Source organism: Pseudomonas sp. 86_A (assembly GCF_017491705.1).
GTDB lineage: Bacteria > Pseudomonadota > Gammaproteobacteria > Pseudomonadales > Pseudomonadaceae > Aquipseudomonas > Aquipseudomonas koreensis.
Genome location: NZ_JAFGYS010000012.1, coordinates 129,302 through 143,466, shown reverse-complemented (window position 1 = coordinate 143,466; position 14,165 = coordinate 129,302). Strand labels below are relative to the sequence as shown.

Below are 14,165 nucleotides of genomic sequence, written 5' to 3'. Positions count from 1 at the left end.
GGATCGACACTTGAGCCAGGAAAAGCCCCGCAAGCGCCGTGGCGCCGGACGCGTGACCCTGAATGCGGTGGCTCGCCAGGCCGGCGTGTCGGCGATCACCGTGTCGCGCTACTTCAATCAACCGGAGTCGGTCTCCCCCGAGCGCCGCGAGCGGATTGCGGCGGTAGTCGCCGAGTTGGGTTATGTGCCAAACCTGGTGGCCGGCGGATTGGCTTCGGCGCGAGGCAAAATCGTCGGCATGGTGATCCCGAACATCTCCGGGCCGATCTTTGCCAACACCATTCAGGGCTTCAGTGACACCCTCAGCCGCCACGGTTATCAGTTGTTGCTGGCGTCGAGTTACTTCAGCACTGAACAGGAAGAAAACGCCGTGCGGGCGTTCCTCGGCTGGTCGCCGGCAGCGCTGGTGCTGACCAGCCACTTCCACAGCGCCGGCACGGAAAAGATGATCGCCGAAGCGGATATTCCGGTGATCGAAACCTGGGATTACCAGCCGGATCGCGAGCCGATGCAGATCGGTTTTTCGCATTACGAGGTCGGCGTGACCGCTGCACGATATCTGCATGCCAAAGGCTATCGCCGCATCGCTTTCGTGCAGAACAGCGCCCCCGGCGACCTCAGTGCACTGGAACGCCGCGATGGTTACGCCGCCACCGTGCGCGAGTTCGGGCTAAAGCCGTGGGTGTTCGCCCCCGACGCCGACCGCGCGCCGTTCGAGGCCGGCAAGCAAGCGATGGAAGCGCTGATGAACGCCTCACCGCGCCCCGACGCCATCGTCTTCGCCAACGACAACCTCGCCGCCGGCGGCCTGCTGGCCGGGCAACGCGCCGGCCTCAAGATCCCCGAAGACTGCGCCGTGCTCGGCTTCGGCGATTACCCGTTCGCCGAGATGCTATTGCCGAGCCTGAGCACGATCAAACCGCCGGCACTGGAGATTGGCGTGCTGGCGGCAACGCGGGTATTGGAAAACCTTGGGGTGCTGCCCATCGAAGAGGATGTGCAACGGCTGAATCTGCTGCAGTGCCAAGTGATCGAGCGCGAAAGCACCTGAGGGATACGGGGTTGGCGGGTTTGGCTATGCTCTAAAGGACACCGAGCTGGCCCTATCGCGAGCAGGCTCACCCCTACAAGAAATGAGGTTGACCATGGGATGTGTGGGCAACCGCGATCCACTGTAGGAGTGAGCCTGCTCGCGATTGCGGTCTTGCAGGCAATACATAACCACCAGGCAGAACCCGCCATGCACACCGCCATCATCATCTTCTTCGGCCTGGTCTTGCTCGCCCTGATGCTCTACATCGGGGAGCGCATCGGCTTCAGCCGACAGACCATGGCCTACAGCTTCACCGTGCTGTGGCTGGCGTTGACGGTGATCAATGGCGCGGTGGGGGTGGTGCATGCCGGGCAGCCGCTGGGGTCGGAAATTGCGGTGGGCAGTGCGGTGTTCGGGGTGCCGATGGCTGCGATGGTGTTGTTCATGGTGCTGAGCGCCGAGTCGTAAACGTCTCGACGCCCAGCCGCCGGTCAACGCACCAGATGCAGGAACTGCATGTGGCGTTCGTACTGGTCGAGGATGTCGTTGATGATCTGCTCTTTGGTATAGCCGACCAGATCGTAGTCCTGACTGCCCTCGCTCAAGTGCACTTCAGCGCGGTAGTAGCGACGGTTGTTGAGTTGCTTGGAACCCATGCCGCCACGGGCAAACGACGGCGTGAAGTAGCCGCGCATCTGCACCTGGTAGATGAACGGATGCTGCTCGCCGTGACCGATTTCCAGGCTGATGTTGTCGTGCGCCGGATCCGGCTGCGTGACCACGTTCAAGCCCTTCTCGACGAACACTGCCGTCACCTCTTCGATCGCCGGGCGCACCGTGGTGTCCATGAAGCGGTACACCTCGTCGCGCGACGGGAAGTGCACCGCCTGACTCAGGCGCTGACGCCAGCCACCCGTGCCGCGGCGTGAGCCGGAGACCGGCGCCAGCGAATGCAGTTGCGCGATCTGTTTCTGCGACTCCAGATAGAACGCCTTGTGCAGGCCCCACATCATCAGCAACAGGATCAGCGAGAACGGCAGCGAGGTCAGCACGACTGCCGACTTCAGCGCATCGATACTGCCGGAGAACAGCAGCGCACTGGTCACCAGCGCAGTCATCGCGCCCCAGAACACTCGCAGCCACTTCGGCCCGTCTTCGTCCGGGTTGCCGCCCTTGGCCGAGAGGGTCGAGAGCACCACGGTGCCGGAGTCGGCCGAGGTGACGAAGAACACGAAGCTGATGAACACCGTCACGGCGATGACGGTCTTGCTCCAGGGGTAGGTTTCCAGCAGCAGATAAAGGCTCATCGACGGATTGTCGAGGGCCGACATGCCCAGTGCCGACATGCCGTGATTGAGCACCTGATCGATGGCGCTGTTGCCGAAGATCGACATCCACGCCAGGGTGAAACCGAGCGGAATCAGCAACACGCCGAAGACGAATTCACGGATGGTGCGGCCACGGGAAATCCGTGCGATGAACAGGCCCACGAACGGCGACCATGCAATCCACCAGGCCCAGTAGAACACGGTCCAGCCGCCGAGCCAGTCGCTTGGCTTGTCGTAGGCGTAGAGGTCGAAACTCTTCATCGGCAAGGCGCCGAGGTAGTCGCCGAGGTTCTGGATCAGGGTGTTGAGCAGGTGCTGGGTCGGGCCGGCGAACAACACGAACAGCAGCAGCGCACAGGCCAGCAGCATGTTGATGTCGGACATCACCCGCACGCCCTTGTCCACCCCCGACACGGCGACGATGATCGCCGCGCCCATCATCAGTGTGATCAGGCCGACCTGAATCCACTGGGTATGGGCGATGCCGAACAGGTAGTCCAGACCGGAGTTGAGGTGCAGCACACCGAAGCCCATGTCGGCGCCGAGACCGAACACCGTGGCGATGATGCCGAAGCCGTCCACCGCATAACCGATGGGGCCGTTGATGCGTTTGCCGATCAGCGGGTACAGCGCCGAGCGCAACGCCAACGGCAGGTTATGCCGATAGGCGAAATACGCGAGCGCCATGCCAACGAAGGCAAACACGCCCCAGCCGTGCAGGCCCCAGTGCAGAAACAGGATCTGCATCGCCTGGCGCGCCGCATCAGCGGTGCCGGCCTCGCCTTGCGGCGGTTGCAGCATGTGGGTCAGCGGTTCGGACACGCAGAAGAAAAACAGCGTGATGCTGATCCCGGCGGCGAACAGCATGCCGGCCCAGGACAGGTAACTGAATTCGGGTTCGTCGTGGTCGGCACCGAGTTTTATCTTGCCGTAGCCCGATAACGCGGTGACCACCACGAAGACCAGATACAGCGTCATCGCAAGCATGTAGTACCAGCCGACCGTATTGGCCGCCCAGTTTTGTGCAGCCAGCAACCAGGCTCCTGCCTGCTCCGGCATGGCAATGACAACCAGACCAAACAGCAGAATGACCGTCGCGGCGAAGTAGAACACCGGCGGATTCATGCGAACCAGGCCGCTGGCGGGGGTAGAAGATGCACTCATGAAGCATGCACCTCGAGGGGTTGAAACGTGGCTGAAATGATCGGACTCAGCAAAGGCAAGCCTCCTGTTGTGAGCGGGCAGCGAACCACCGGTTTAACTTGAATGAACGTTCAAGTTAAACATGGATAGGGCGCCAAGGACTAATCGCACGGCCAAGCGGTAGCTTGTGGCGAGGGGATTTATCCCCGATGGAGCGCGCAGCAGCCCTCCCTGTTCCAGCCTGAAATGGCCCGCTTTACGCTAGTTCAAGGAAGGCTATGACGTGAGCGTTGAGCGATTCGTTCACTGGAGAATTGGCTGAAGGCCATCAAGCTGATTCGATGGGCAAATTGTGGCGAGGGAGCTGCGACGCCACGAACGGGAAATCCTATTTCTGCGTCCCGTCATCATGCTGCAGATTGGCCTGGGTCAGGTTGCTTCCCGCCGGCACACTGCGGGTCAGCCACACATTACCGCCGATGGTCGAACCCTGGCCGATGGTGATCCGCCCGAGAATCGTCGCCCCGGCATAGATCACCACGTCGTCCTCGACAATCGGATGGCGTGGATGGCCCTTCTGCAACTGCCCGTCTTCATCCGCCGGGAAGCGTTTGGCGCCCAGGGTTACCGCCTGGTAGATCCGCACGCGCTCACCGATGATCGCGGTCTCGCCGATCACCACACCCGTGCCGTGGTCGATGAAGAAACTGCGGCCGATCTGCGCGCCCGGGTGAATATCGATACCCGTCGCCGAATGCGCGATCTCCGCGCTGATCCGCGCCAGCAACGGCAACCCGGCGCGATACAGATGGTGCGCCAGACGATGGTGAATCACCGCCAGAATCCCCGGATAGCACAGCAGCACTTCGTCGACGCTGCGCGCCGCCGGGTCGCCGTGATAGGCGGCCAGCACGTCGGTATCGAGCAGGCTGCGCAGGCCCGGCAAGGCCAGGGCGAAGTCCTGAATGATGCGGATCGCCTGCTTCTCGACGTCGCTGTCGTCCTGGGCGCTGTGCCGGGCGACGTAGCGCAGCTCAAGCCTGGCCTGCGCCAACAAGGCATTCAGCGCCGTGTCGAGGGTGTGACCGACATAGAAGTCTTCACTCTCCTCACGCAGATCCACCGGCCCCAGGCGCATCGGGAACAACGCGCCACACAGCGCCTCGAGAATTTCCGCCATTGCCGCGCGGGACGGCAACTCGCGGCCACCCTGCTCGCCGGTGGCCCGGCCGTTTTGGGCCCGCCACTGATCCCGCGCACTGCGCAGTTGGCTGACGATGGTCTGCAGTTGCCAATGGCTGGAACGCTCGCTCACGGTAAAGACTCCTCACGGGCGGCCGGACGATCTGGCCGCGTTAACGGCGACTACTTTACGGCATGCCCGCGAGAGCGAATTAAGAACCGATAGTGCTGGACTAAGCACATTTGGCTATAAGCGATTGACGGTTGCCCCGGTAAAACCGCGTGCCTATAGTCCTTTCATCTTTCTCCGCCAGTACGGGCTCATGATCAAACAACAGCTGGAACGCTTTAACCGTCTCGACCTGCTCGGACACCCCACGCCACTGGAAAAACTCGAACGTCTGTCCACCTGGCTCGGGCGCGATGTGTACATCAAGCGCGATGACCTGACACCGCTGGCCATGGGCGGCAACAAGCTGCGCAAACTCGAATACCTCGCCGCCGATGCCCTCGCCCAGGGCGCCGATACGCTGATCACCGCAGGCGCCCTGCAATCGAACCACGTGCGCCAGACCGCCGCGCTGGCCGCCAAACTTGGCCTGGGGTGCGTGGCCCTGCTGGAAAATCCGCTGGGCACCGATGACCGCGATTACACCGGCAACGGCAATCGCCTGCTGCTCGATCTGTTCGACACCAAGGTCGAACTGGTCGACAACCTCGATAACGCCGACGAACAACTCGCCGCCCTCGCCGTGCGCCTGCGCAGCAACGGCAAGAAGCCGTATCTGGTGCCGATCGGTGGCTCCAATGCCCTCGGTGCTTTGGGCTATGTGCGTGCCGGTCTGGAGCTGGCCGAGCAGATCAAGGACACCGGCCTCGATTTCGCCGCCGTGGTGCTGGCCTCGGGCAGCGCGGGAACTCACAGTGGTCTGGCGCTGGCCTTGAGCGAAGCCTTGCCGCAACTGCCGGTGATCGGCGTGACCGTCTCGCGCAGCGAAGAAGATCAGCGCCCGAAAGTGCAAGGGCTGGCCGAACGCACGGCGGACCTGTTGGGCGTGAAATTGCCGGTGAACTTCAAGGTCCAATTGTGGGACGAATACTTCGGCCCGCGTTATGGCGAGCCGAATGCCGGGACCCTGGCGGCAGTGAAGCTGTTGGCCAGTCAGGACGCGGTGCTGCTCGATCCGGTGTACACCGGCAAGGCCATGGCCGGCTTGCTCGACGGCATCGGCCGCCAGCGCTTTGATGAGGGGCCGATCATCTTCCTGCACACGGGTGGGGCGCCGGCGTTGTTTGCCTACAAAGACTCTTTGAGCGGTTGAAGCACGTTTGTGGCGAGGGAGCTTGCTCACGCCGGGGTGCGCAGCGCCTCCAAAACCTGCTTCCGCGTTTTTTCAGTTGAACCACGGCGCCAGGTATTGCGGCTGCTACGCAGTCGGGCGGGAGCAAGCTCCCTCGCCACAGGTGAAAACCACATATTCCATATATGAATATCAAATTAGATATTAAGTATTTTCAAGTCTAAAGCAGACACCTTATAGTCTCGCCGCAGGCGAATTTCGGGCAAGACGCATAAGCTGCTTTAGGGCACGATAACGCAGTCGTTCAAATCCCGGATTCGCCAACTTTCCTTAAGCGTCTTCCATAAGAAAACACAGGGGCTTGTCATGAATTTTTCCGCACTACGTCGCAATCTGCTGGTAGGTTCGCTGGGCCTTGCACTGAGCGCCGGCCTGATCAGCCAGGCGACTGCCGGTGAGCAGCTGCAGCAGATCAAGGACAAAGGCGTTATCAACGTCGGCCTGGAAGGCACCTACCCACCGTTCAGCTTCGTTGATGCCGACGGCAAGCTGTCCGGTTTCGAAGTCGAACTCTCCGAAGCCCTGGCGCAGAAGCTGGGCGTCAAAGCCAAGATTCAACCGACCAAGTGGGACGGTATTCTCGCCGCGCTGGAATCCAAGCGTCTGGACGTCGTGGTCAACCAGGTGACCATCTCCGACGAGCGCAAGAAGAAGTATGACTTCTCCGAGCCGTACACCGTTTCCGGGATTCAGGCGCTGGTGCTGAAGAGCAAGGAAGCCGCGCTGAATATCAAAACCGCCGCTGACCTGTCCGGCAAGAAAGTCGGCGTCGGCCTGGGCACCAACTACGAACAGTGGGTCCGCGCCAACGTGCCGGGCGCTGACGTACGCACCTACGACGATGATCCGACCAAGTTCGCCGACCTGAACAACGGCCGTACCGATGCCATCCTGATCGACCGTCTGGCCGCGCTGGAATACGCCAAGAAAGCCCCGAAAACCGTGGCTGCCGGTGAAGCCTTCTCCCGTCAGGAATCCGGTATTGCCCTGCGCAAAGGCGAGCCTGAGTTGCTGGCGGCAGTGAACAAGGCCCTCGACGAGCTGCGTGCCGATGGCACCCTTGAGAAGCTGTCGAAGAAATACTTCAACGCTGACGTCACTAAATAATGGAAGCAGGTTTTCAGTTCGGACTGGACTTCCCGCAGTTGAGCCAGCAAATCGCCGAAACCACACAGCTGTTGGTGGACTCCGCGCCCTTCCTGTTCAAGGGCGCGTATTTCACGGTCATCCTCAGCCTCGGCGGGATGTTCTTCGGGCTGCTGCTGGGCTTCGGCCTTGCCCTGATGCGCTTGTCGCGCTTCAAATCGGTCAACTGGCTGGCCCGCGTCTACGTGTCGTTCTTCCGCGGCACGCCGTTACTGGTGCAGCTGTTTGTGATCTATTACGGCTTCCCGCAACTGGGGGTGGAACTCGATCCACTGCCAGCGGCCCTGATCGGCTTTTCGCTGAACATGGCCGCCTACGCCTGTGAAATCCTGCGCGCCGCGATCGGTTCGATCGAGCGCGGCCAGTGGGAAGCCGCTGCGAGCATCGGCATGACCCGCGCGCAGACCCTGCGCCGGGCCATCCTGCCGCAGGCGATGCGCACGGCGTTGCCGCCGCTGGGCAACAGCTTCATTTCGCTGGTCAAGGACACGGCACTGGCCGCCACCATTCAGGTGCCGGAACTGTTCCGTCAGGCGCAGCTGATTACCGCCCGGACTTTCGAAGTCTTCACCATGTATCTTGCCGCCGCGCTGATCTACTGGATTCTGGCCACGGTGCTTTCGCACTTCCAGAACAAGCTGGAAGAGCGGGTCAATCGGCACGACCAGGAGTCCTGACCCATGATTGTCGTGGAAAAACTGACCAAGCAGTTCAAGGGTCAAGAGGTGCTCAAGGGCATCGATCTTGAGGTGAAAGAAGGCGAGGTCGTGGCAATCATCGGCCCCAGCGGCTCGGGTAAAACCACCTTCCTGCGTTGCCTGAATTTCCTTGAAGAACCCACCAGCGGCCGGATCAAGGTCGGCGATATCGAAATCGATACCCGCCGCCCGCTGAACCAGCAGCAAAGTCTGGTGCGCAACCTGCGCCAGCACGTGGGCTTCGTGTTCCAGAACTTCAACCTGTTCCCCCACCGCACCGCACTGGAAAACGTCATCGAAGGGCCGATCGTGGTCAAGAAGATGCCGCGCGAGCAAGCCATTGCCCTGGGCATGAAGCTGCTGGCCAAGGTTGGTCTGGCCGGCAAGGAAGATGCGTATCCGCGTCGTCTGTCCGGCGGTCAGCAACAGCGCGTGGCGATTGCCCGGGCGCTGGCGATGGAGCCGGAAGTGATCCTGTTCGACGAGCCGACTTCGGCCCTCGACCCGGAGCTGGTCGGCGAAGTGCTGGCGACCATTCGCGGCCTGGCTGAAGAAAAACGCACCATGGTCATCGTCACTCACGAAATGGGTTTTGCCCGCGACGTGGCCAACCGCGTGGTGTTTTTCGACAAGGGTGTAATCGTCGAGCAAGGTGAAGCCAAGGCGTTGTTCGCCAACCCGAAAGAAGAACGCACCCAACAGTTTCTCAGCAAGTTCCTGAATCACGCCTGAGAAACTTGATGCACGAACATTAACTTCCACGGACGGAAGTTACACTCCCCCCTCCCGCCAAAACATTAAAACCGCCCCGCTTCAAATCTTTCCAAAACTACATATATATGTTCTGCAACAGATACGCTCAGTTCAGACACATCCGTTCATCGGCAGAATGGGTTAAACAGGCTGACCCGAAAATCGCTAAAAATCCGCAGAAACCGTAGTTCCATTCCCCAATGCAGCTAGGCAGTCTGCCTCATCAGCGTAGGAAGCTTCTGATTAATTCGTAATTCACGGATTAACTAAGCGCGGCCATTGACACTCTTTCCCGCACACTCTTATCTAGTCGCCAACCGGCACTAATTAGTTGAATCGATCCGTACTCAGCCTGAACAAAAGTTCACGGTTGTATTACCGATTCACTACCCCTTTTTGTTTTTTTCAAGAAACGGAATTCGCCGCAAGACTTCAAGGAGAGAACCCGATGACCCGAACTTCGCCTACCCCCGAACTGGCAGCGCCGAACCTGGCCTGTGCGCAAAAGAACGCCATCAATCTGGCCGCGGCGGCTCACCTGCTGATCGATGTCCTACCCTACCCGGGCATGGACACCGGCGATCTGATCGAACTGTTCTGGAACAACTGCTACGTCGCCTCCCGGGTGCTGACCAGCGAAGACCTCGGCGCCTCGGTCAGCCTGCGGGTTCCGGAAAGCTTCATCGCCAGCGGCACGGCACGCATTCACTACCGGGTCATGCAGGTCGGTCAGGGCCCGGCGCTGTCGGCAGCAACCCGCGTGCAGGTGAAGCTCGACTGCCCCGGCGGTCAGCCGTCAGCGTTATGCGGTGACGAAAATCAGCAACTGGCGCCCGTCACGCTGCCCGAGGCCATCCGCCGTCAGGGGGTCAATCCCAACCAGATCAAACGCGGCGTGCCGCTGACCATCGAGCCCTACCTGAACATGGCCGAGGACGACGAAATCACCTTGCGCTGGGGCGATGTGCGCATGGACCTGCCCAGGATCACCGCAGCGGATGTCGGCAAGCCAATCCATGTCTGGGTGCCGCCGGCGATCATCGTCGAGGGCGGTGAGGACCTGCGTCTGGATGTGACCTATTGCGTCCTCGACTGGGTCGGCAACAACTCTCGCTGGGCACCGCCACGGACACTGAAGATTGGCTGCGTGAATCCTTATCTGAAGGTGCCGCTGCGGCCGGAGCTAAAGGCCGCTGAATCGCGCAAGCAAGAACTCTGACCCTCTGTGGCGAGGGAGCTTGCTCCCGCTGGGGTGCGAAGCACCCTCAAAAACTGCAGCACGTATTCTTTCAGTTGATAGGTGGGGTCAGGTTTTGCGGTTAACCAACCCGACCATCACCCCTTCTATGCATATTCCTAAAAGTTAGTTTATTTAATATTTATACACGCTTAGGGTATATGAACCGGACCACCGGACATTCTTTCGTTCGCCGCACTTTTGCGGCGTTTTTCATGAGATGTGAGGTAGGTAGTATGGTCCGGAACACAATCACCCCAGTGCAGATCGCCAGGGCATTGCGTGCAGCCAAGGAGTGGCACTGATGTCCAGTCTGGCAGACGCAAACGTCCAGTCGGATCTGGACATCGCCCCGTTATTGTTGCCTGCGCAGGTCTTGCGCAACGACGCCCAAGCCATCAAGGCCGCCCATGATCTGGCGCAAGTCGCCCGCGTGCAGGCTGCCAAGCGTGACCGCCAGCGCAAGCTGCCGTGGTCGGAAATCGAACAGTTCACCCGCAGCGGTTTAGGCAGCATCGCCATCCCCCGCGAGTACGGTGGCCCGCAGGTTTCATTCGTCACCCTGGCCGAGGTGTTCGCGATCATTTCTGCCGCCGACCCGGCGCTGGGACAGATCCCGCAGAACCAGTTCGGCATCATCAATCTGGTGCTCGGCAGCGCCACCGAAGCGCAGAAAAAACAGCTGTTCCAGAGCGTTCTGGAAGGCTGGCGCATCGGCAATGCCGGGCCGGAGCGCGGCACCAAAAACACCCTGGAACTGAAAGCGCGAATCACCGCCGACGGTGACGACTACGTGATCAACGGCCAGAAGTTCTACTCCACCGGCGCGCTGTTCGCGCACTGGGTCGCGGTCAAGGCGCTCAACGATGACGGCAAGCAAGTGCTGGCCTTCGTCCGCCGGGGTACGCCGGGGCTGCGCATTGTTGATGACTGGTCGGGCTTCGGTCAGCGCACCACCGCCAGCGGCACGATTCTGTTGAACAACGTGCGCGTCGAATCGAGCCAGGTGGTCGACAACTGGAAGATCAACGAGAAGCCCAATACCCAAGGCGCGGTGTCGCAACTGATTCAGGCCGCCATCGATGCCGGCATCGCCCGTGGCGCCATCGACGATGCCATCGAATTCGTCAAAACCCGTGCCCGACCGTGGATCGACGCCAAGGTCGAACGCGCCAGCGATGACCTCTACGTGATCGCCGACATCGGCAAGCTGAAAATCGAACTGCACGCCGCCGAAGCGCTGCTACGCAAGGCCGGGCAAGTGCTCGATCAGGTGCATGCCGCGCCGCTCACCGCCGAGTCCGCCGCCCGCGCCTCGATTGCCGTGGCCGAAGCCAAAGTGCTGACCACCGAGATCTCGCTGCTGGCCAGCGAGAAACTCTTCGAGCTGGCCGGCAGCCGCGCGACCCTCGCCGAATTCAACCTCGACCGCCACTGGCGCAACGCCCGCGTGCACACCCTGCACGACCCGGTGCGCTGGAAGTATCACGCGGTCGGCGCCTATCGCCTGAACGGCACTTTGCCGGCTCGCCATTCCTGGATTTAACGACCGCACACTTTTGACCAGATCTCTGGAGAAACACATGACTTATTCTCATCACGTCGCGGTCATCACCAGCGATGAGCAAGCCCTGATCGTCGCCAGCGACCTGGCCGAAGATTTCAAACGCGACAGCGCCGTGCGCGACCGTGAACGGCGTCAGCCGCTACCGGAACTCGACGTGTTTTCCCGCTCCGGCCTGTGGGGCATCAGCGTGCCGAAAGAATACGGCGGCGCCGGCGTATCCAACGTGACCCTGGCCAAAGTCATCGCCCTGATCGCTCAGGCCGACGGCTCCTTGGGACAGATTCCGCAGAACCATTTCTATGCCCTCGAAGTGCTGCGCGTGAACGGCAGCCACGAGCAGAAACAACGCCTGTACGCCGAGGTGCTGGCCGGCCAGCGCTTCGGCAACGCACTGGCGGAACTGGGCACCAAAACCGCCCACGACCGTGTCACCAGCCTCAAGCGTGACGGCGATGGCTATCGCATCAACGGTCGCAAGTTTTATGCAACCGGGGCGATCTACGCCCAGCGCATCCCGACCTCGGTGGTCGATGAAAACGGTGTGCAGCAACTGGCGTTCGTTCCGCGCGACAGCAAAGGCCTGACCGTGATCGACGACTGGAGCGGCTTCGGCCAGCGCACCACGGGCAGCGGTTCGGTGGTCTTTGAAGATGTCTACGTCGTCGCCGAAGACGTGATCCCGTTCCAGAGTGCTTTCGAGCGCCCGACCACGGTCGGCCCGCTGGCGCAGATCCTTCACGCCGCCATCGACACCGGCATCGCCCGCGCCGCCTATGAAGACGCCCTGCATTTCGTGCGCAGCAAGACTCGCCCGTGGATCGACTCCGGCAACGACAAGGCCACCGAAGATCCGCTGACCCTGAAAAGCTTCGGCCATCTGAGCATCCGCCTGCACGCCACCGAAGCGCTGCTGGAGCGCTCTGGCGAATACCTCGACAAAGCCCAGGCCGAGACCAACGCCGACACCGTCGCCGCCGCGTCGATTGCCGTCGCCGAAGCGCGGGCGATCAGCACTGAAATTTCCCTGGCCGCCGGCAGCACGCTGTTCGAACTGGCCGGCAGCCAGGCGACGCTGATCGAGCATGGCCTCGACCGTCACTGGCGCAACGCCCGGGTGCACACCCTGCACGATCCGGTGCGCTGGAAGTATCACGCGGTGGGTAATTACTACCTCAACGATGAAAAGCCGCCACTGCGGGGCACTATCTGATGAGCAAGAAAAAGATCCTGCTCAACGCGTTCAACATGAACTGCATCGGCCATATCAACCACGGCTTGTGGACGCATCCGCGCGATACCTCGACGCGCTACAACACCCTTGAATACTGGACCGAACTGGCGCAGTTGCTGGAGCGCGGGCTGTTCGACGGCCTGTTCATCGCCGACATCGTCGGCGTGTACGACGTCTACCAGAACTCGGTGGACGTCACCCTGAAAGAGTCGATCCAGTTGCCGGTCAACGATCCGCTGCTGCTGGTCTCGGCAATGGCGGCGGTGACGAAAAACCTCGGTTTCGGCCTCACCGCCAACCTCACTTACGAACCGCCGTATCTGTTCGCCCGGCGCATGTCGACGCTCGATCATTTGAGCCGTGGACGCGTGGGCTGGAACATCGTCACCGGTTACCTCGACAGCGCCGCCAAGGCCATGGGCCTGAGTGAGCAGGTCGAGCACGACCGTCGTTACGACCAGGCCGATGAATACCTGGAGGTGCTCTATAAACTCTGGGAAGGCAGTTGGGAAAACGGTGCGGTGCTCAATGACCGTGAGCAGCGGATCTACGCGCAACCGGAGAAAGTGCACAAGGTCGAGCACAAGGGCGAGTTCTATCAGGTCGAGGGTTATCACCTCTGCGAACCGTCGCCGCAACGCACGCCGGTGCTGTTTCAGGCAGGCAGTTCTGATCGCGGTTTGCTGTTCGCCGGACGTCACGCCGAGTGCGTGTTCATCAGCGGCCAGAACAAACCGTCGACCAAGGTGCAAGTGGACAAGGTGCGCGCCAGCGCTGTCGAGGCCGGGCGCAATCCCGAGGACATCAAGGTGTTCATGGGCCTCAACGTGATCGTCGGCGAGACCGAAGAAGCCGCGTGGGCCAAGCACGCCGAGTACCTGAGCTACGCCAGTGCCGAGGCCGGCGTGGCGCATTTTTCGGCGTCCACCGGCATCGACTTTTCCCAATACGAAATCGACGAACCGATCCAGTACGTGAAAAGCAACGCCATCCAGTCCGCGACCAAGAACCTGCAGAACAACGACTGGACCCGGCGCAAATTGCTCGACCAGCACGCCCTCGGTGGCCGCTACATCACCGTGGTCGGTTCGCCCGAGCAAGTGGCCGACGAGCTGGAATCGTGGATCGCTGAAACCGGCCTCGACGGCTTCAACCTGACCCGCATCGTCACCCCGGAAAGCTATGTCGATTTCATCGAACTGGTGATTCCGGAGTTGCAGCGGCGGGGGTCGTACAAGACCGCGTATGACAGCGGCAGCTTGCGCGAGAAGTTGTTTCACGGCGAAGCGCAGTTGCCGGAGCAACACACCGGCGCCTCGTTCCGCCACTGATCCCTGTGGCGAGGGAGCTTGCTCCCGCTCGACTGCACAGCAGTCGCAAACCGACATCACTCACTGGAGGTTATGGGGCTGCTTCGCAGCCCAGCGGGAGCAAGCTCCCTCGCCACAAAACACGTGCAGACCTTCAATACTTGACTGGAAAAACC

General features: G+C 61.1%; 12 protein-coding genes. 10 read left to right on the top strand and 2 right to left on the bottom strand.

Annotation, left to right across the window (positions count from 1 at the left end):
- Positions 1-10: 10 nt before the first annotated feature.
- Together J5M57_RS19305 and J5M57_RS19300 are read left to right on the top strand one after the other, a co-directional pair.
- A complete protein-coding gene (locus J5M57_RS19305; protein WP_207849384.1) occupies positions 11-1,051 on the top strand; it encodes a LacI family DNA-binding transcriptional regulator in 1,041 nt (346 codons plus the stop codon).
- A 189-nt stretch (positions 1,052-1,240) separates the two neighbouring features.
- A complete protein-coding gene (locus J5M57_RS19300; RefSeq protein ID WP_207849383.1) occupies positions 1,241-1,501 on the top strand; it encodes a hypothetical protein in 261 nt (86 codons plus the stop codon).
- Between the two features lie 23 nt (positions 1,502-1,524).
- Here J5M57_RS19300 and betT read toward each other — a convergent pair whose 3' ends face one another.
- Both betT and epsC read right to left on the bottom strand, forming a co-directional pair.
- Positions 1,525-3,486 carry a choline transporter BetT gene (betT, locus tag J5M57_RS19295; protein WP_169842759.1) on the bottom strand — a complete coding sequence of 654 codons (1,962 nt, stop codon included), beginning with the start codon at positions 3,484-3,486 and terminating at the stop codon, positions 1,525-1,527.
- A 406-nt stretch (positions 3,487-3,892) separates the two neighbouring features.
- Positions 3,893-4,819, bottom strand: a complete 927-nt coding sequence (gene epsC, locus J5M57_RS19290) for a serine O-acetyltransferase EpsC (protein WP_064585470.1) — start codon at positions 4,817-4,819, stop codon at positions 3,893-3,895.
- Positions 4,820-5,009: 190 nt separating this feature from the next.
- Between epsC and J5M57_RS19285 the strand changes: the two genes are divergently transcribed.
- The 8 genes from J5M57_RS19285 to J5M57_RS19250 all read left to right on the top strand — a co-directional run bounded on the left by J5M57_RS19285 (position 5,010) and on the right by J5M57_RS19250 (position 14,010).
- Positions 5,010-6,008: a D-cysteine desulfhydrase gene (locus tag J5M57_RS19285; protein ID WP_083367337.1), complete on the top strand. Its 999-nt coding sequence runs from the start codon at positions 5,010-5,012 to the stop codon at positions 6,006-6,008.
- Positions 6,009-6,353: 345 nt separating this feature from the next.
- On the top strand, positions 6,354-7,154 hold the full coding sequence (gene tcyJ, locus J5M57_RS19280; RefSeq protein WP_064585468.1) for a cystine ABC transporter substrate-binding protein: 801 nt from the start codon (positions 6,354-6,356) through the stop codon (positions 7,152-7,154).
- On the top strand, positions 7,154-7,870 hold the full coding sequence (gene tcyL, locus J5M57_RS19275) for a cystine ABC transporter permease (RefSeq protein WP_099093326.1): 717 nt from the start codon (positions 7,154-7,156) through the stop codon (positions 7,868-7,870). Before tcyJ ends, tcyL begins: the two co-directional genes overlap by 1 nt.
- Positions 7,871-7,873: 3 nt before the next feature.
- On the top strand, positions 7,874-8,623 hold the full coding sequence (tcyN, locus tag J5M57_RS19270; RefSeq protein ID WP_064585467.1) for an L-cystine ABC transporter ATP-binding protein TcyN: 750 nt from the start codon (positions 7,874-7,876) through the stop codon (positions 8,621-8,623).
- 469 nt (positions 8,624-9,092) lie between these two features.
- A complete protein-coding gene (locus tag J5M57_RS19265; protein WP_064585466.1) occupies positions 9,093-9,863 on the top strand; it encodes a hypothetical protein in 771 nt (256 codons plus the stop codon).
- 322 nt (positions 9,864-10,185) lie between these two features.
- Positions 10,186-11,427: an SfnB family sulfur acquisition oxidoreductase gene (locus J5M57_RS19260; protein WP_207849382.1), complete on the top strand. Its 1,242-nt coding sequence runs from the start codon at positions 10,186-10,188 to the stop codon at positions 11,425-11,427.
- 37 nt (positions 11,428-11,464) lie between these two features.
- The gene (locus J5M57_RS19255; RefSeq protein ID WP_207849381.1) at positions 11,465-12,658 is read left to right on the top strand and encodes an SfnB family sulfur acquisition oxidoreductase; all 1,194 of its coding nucleotides are present in this window, start codon (positions 11,465-11,467) and stop codon (positions 12,656-12,658) included.
- Positions 12,658-14,010, top strand: coding sequence for an LLM class flavin-dependent oxidoreductase (locus tag J5M57_RS19250; protein WP_207849380.1), 1,353 nt, complete (start codon positions 12,658-12,660; stop codon positions 14,008-14,010). Before J5M57_RS19255 ends, J5M57_RS19250 begins: the two co-directional genes overlap by 1 nt.
- Positions 14,011-14,165 lie beyond the last annotated feature (155 nt).

What these genes read in the sequence shown, in the direction of transcription:
- J5M57_RS19260 (WP_207849382.1), top strand. Translation starts at nt 10,186, where the DNA reads ATGTCCAGTCTGGCAGACGCAAACGTCCAGTCGGATCTGGACATCGCC.
- tcyJ (WP_064585468.1), top strand. Translation starts at nt 6,354, where the DNA reads ATGAATTTTTCCGCACTACGTCGCAATCTGCTGGTAGGTTCGCTGGGC.
- J5M57_RS19285 (WP_083367337.1), top strand. Translation starts at nt 5,010, where the DNA reads ATGATCAAACAACAGCTGGAACGCTTTAACCGTCTCGACCTGCTCGGA.
- tcyL (WP_099093326.1), top strand. Translation starts at nt 7,154, where the DNA reads ATGGAAGCAGGTTTTCAGTTCGGACTGGACTTCCCGCAGTTGAGCCAG.
- J5M57_RS19255 (WP_207849381.1), top strand. Translation starts at nt 11,465, where the DNA reads ATGACTTATTCTCATCACGTCGCGGTCATCACCAGCGATGAGCAAGCC.
- betT (WP_169842759.1), bottom strand. Translation starts at nt 3,486, where the DNA reads ATGAATCCGCCGGTGTTCTACTTCGCCGCGACGGTCATTCTGCTGTTT.
- tcyN (WP_064585467.1), top strand. Translation starts at nt 7,874, where the DNA reads ATGATTGTCGTGGAAAAACTGACCAAGCAGTTCAAGGGTCAAGAGGTG.
- J5M57_RS19300 (WP_207849383.1), top strand. Translation starts at nt 1,241, where the DNA reads ATGCACACCGCCATCATCATCTTCTTCGGCCTGGTCTTGCTCGCCCTG.
- J5M57_RS19250 (WP_207849380.1), top strand. Translation starts at nt 12,658, where the DNA reads ATGAGCAAGAAAAAGATCCTGCTCAACGCGTTCAACATGAACTGCATC.
- J5M57_RS19265 (WP_064585466.1), top strand. Translation starts at nt 9,093, where the DNA reads ATGACCCGAACTTCGCCTACCCCCGAACTGGCAGCGCCGAACCTGGCC.